The organism is Streptomyces sp. SID3212, from assembly GCF_009865405.1.
Lineage (GTDB): Bacteria > Actinomycetota > Actinomycetes > Streptomycetales > Streptomycetaceae > Streptomyces.
Genome location: NZ_WWJY01001025.1, coordinates 1 through 2,849 on the forward strand (window position 1 = coordinate 1; position 2,849 = coordinate 2,849).

A 2,849-nucleotide genomic window follows, 5' to 3' on the forward strand; every position below is an offset into this window, starting at 1 on the left:
CTGGCGCTCTCCTACGCGAAGGGGATCGGCGGCACGCGCGCCGGCGTCATCAAGACGACGTTCAAGGAGGAGACGGAGACCGACCTGTTCGGTGAGCAGGCGGTCCTGTGCGGTGGTACGGCGGCGCTGGTCAAGGCGGGCTTCGAGACGCTGACCGAGGCCGGCTACCAGCCGGAGATCGCGTACTTCGAGTGCCTCCACGAGCTGAAGCTGATCGTGGACCTCATGTACGAGGGCGGCCTGGAGAAGATGCGCTGGTCGGTCTCCGAGACCGCCGAGTGGGGCGACTACGTCACCGGCCCCCGCATCATCACCGACCAGACCAAGGCCGAGATGAAGAAGATCCTCGCCGAGATCCAGGACGGGTCCTTCGCCCAGACCTGGATGGACGAATACCACGGCGGTCTGAAGAAGTACAACGAGTACAAGCAGGCCGACAGCGACAGCCTGCTCGCCACCACCGGCGCGGAGCTGCGCAAGCTCATGAGCTGGGTCGACAACGACGCGTGACCGAGCCCCCGCCGGGGGTCGTTCCCGAGCGCCGGACGGGCCTGGAGCCCGCCCGGCGCCCGGGGGCGCGCAGGGGTTTTCGCGCGTGTCTCAGGCAGCTCCCGTACGGGATTCCCGTACGGGTGACGCAGTCGCCGAAGGCGGAAGTCCACACCCGGTGACAGCACTACACTGCTCAACACAAACGCGTCAGGCCCACAGCGTCGTGCGTCTTCGCGGTCAGACCTCCACCGCATGCGGCCGTCGGGACGGCCGTCCGCAATGGGACTTGTGAGGACTCACGTGAGCTCGAAACCTGTCGTACTCATCGCCGAAGAGCTTTCGCCCGCCACGGTCGACGCGCTCGGTCCGGACTTCGAGATCCGGCACTGCAACGGCGCCGACCGCGCGGAACTGCTGCCCGCCATCGCCGATGTGGACGCGATCCTCGTCCGCTCCGCCACCAAGGTCGACGCCGAGGCCATCGCCGCGGCGCGCAAGCTGCGCGTCGTCGCCCGCGCCGGGGTGGGCCTCGACAACGTCGACGTCTCCGCCGCCACCAAGGCCGGCGTGATGGTCGTGAACGCGCCCACCTCGAACATCGTCACCGCCGCCGAGCTGGCCTGCGGTCTGCTGATCGCCACCGCGCGGCACATCCCCCAGGCCAACACCGCGCTCAAGAACGGTGAGTGGAAGCGCTCCAAGTACACGGGCGTCGAGCTGAGCGAGAAGACCCTCGGAGTCGTCGGCCTCGGCCGCATCGGGGTCCTGGTCGCGCAGCGCATGTCCGCGTTCGGCATGAACATCGTCGCGTACGACCCGTACGTGCAGCCGGCCCGCGCCGCGCAGATGGGCGTCAAGCTCCTCACGCTGGACGAACTGCTCGCGGTCGCCGACTTCATCACCGTCCACCTGCCCAAGACCCCCGAGACGCTGGGTCTGATCGGCGACGACGCGCTGCACAAGGTCAAGCCGTCGGTCCGGATCGTCAACGCCGCGCGCGGCGGGATCGTGGACGAGGTGGCGCTCGCCGCCGCCCTCAAGGAGGGCCGCGTCGCCGGCGCCGGTCTGGACGTGTACGCGAAGGAGCCCTGCACGGACTCCCCGCTCTTCGAGTTCGACCAGGTCGTCGCCACCCCGCACCTCGGCGCGTCCACCGACGAGGCGCAGGAGAAGGCGGGCGTCGCGGTCGCCCGTTCCGTACGGCTCGCGCTCGCCGGTGAACTGGTCCCCGACGCGGTCAACGTCCAGGGCGGCGTCATCGCCGAGGACGTACGGCCCGGCCTGCCGCTCGCCGAGAAGCTCGGCCGCATCTTCACCGCCCTCGCGGGCGAGGTCGCGGTCCGGCTCGACGTCGAGGTGTACGGCGAGATCACCCAGCACGACGTGAAGGTGCTCGAACTCTCCGCGCTCAAGGGCGTGTTCGAGGACGTCGTCGCGGAGACGGTGAGCTACGTGAACGCCCCGCTGTTCGCGCAGGAGCGCGGCGTCGAGGTACGGCTCACCACCTCCAGCGAGTCCCCGAACCACCGCAACGTGGTCACCGTCCGCGGCACGCTCGCGGGCGGCGAGGAGGTGTCGGTCTCCGGCACCCTGGCGGGCCCCAAGCACCTCCAGAAGATCGTCGCCATCGGTGACTACGACATCGACGTCGCGCTCGCCGACCACATGGTCGTGCTGCGCTACGAGGACCGTCCCGGTGTGGTCGGCACGGTCGGCCGCATCCTCGGCGAGGCGGGTCTGAACATCGCGGGCATGCAGGTCTCCCGCGCGGAGGAGGGCGGCGAGGCGGTGGTGGTCCTGACGGTGGACGACAACGTGCCCCCCGCGGTCCTGACGGAGATCGCCGAAGAGATCGGCGCGGCCTCGGCCCGCACGGTGAACCTCACCGACTGACACCGACTGACGCGACCCCCGCGGTCCACGTCGTCCTCAAGCGCCGGACGGGCTTCTTGCCCGCCCGGCGCTCTGTTGTCCGCCCGCCCGGTCGGGCCCTGTGCCTCAGGGGACAGCCGCCTGTGTGCCCTGGATCTCCTCAGAGCCGCGCCGCCTTCAGCCCCATGTGCAGCAGCAGGCGGTCCTCGCCCGAGGTCAGGTCCAGGCCCGTCAGGTGTTCGATGCGGGACAGGCGGTAGTAGAGCGTCTGGCGGTGGATGCCCAGGGCCGCCGCCGTACGGCCCGCCTGGCCCGCGCAGTCGAGGTAGACCTCGGCGGTGTGGGCCAGTTCGGTGTGGGCCGGGGTCAGGAGGGGGCTCACCGCCGGGTCCGGGGTCGGGGGGAGGGCGGTGAGGAGGCGGTACGGGCCCATCGCCGGCCACTGGGCGACCGGGCCCAGGCGGGGTTGGGCCACCGCGGTCCGG

Annotated in this window: 2 protein-coding genes and 1 pseudogene; 2 read left to right on the forward strand and 1 reads right to left on the reverse strand. The window is 70.6% G+C overall.

The window, feature by feature from the left end; genetic code table 11:
• Window positions 1-510: pseudogene (locus tag GT042_RS30420) on the forward strand (ketol-acid reductoisomerase); the annotation flags it as partial.
• Between the two features lie 282 nt (window positions 511-792).
• A complete protein-coding gene (serA, locus tag GT042_RS30425) occupies window positions 793-2,385 on the forward strand; it encodes a phosphoglycerate dehydrogenase (RefSeq protein ID WP_161311913.1) in 1,593 nt (530 codons plus the stop codon).
• 139 nt (window positions 2,386-2,524) lie between these two features.
• On the opposite strand, the gene GT042_RS39970 is transcribed toward serA, so the two are convergent.
• On the reverse strand, window positions 2,525-2,849 hold a 325-nt coding region (locus tag GT042_RS39970), incomplete at its 5' end, for a helix-turn-helix domain-containing protein (protein ID WP_161311914.1).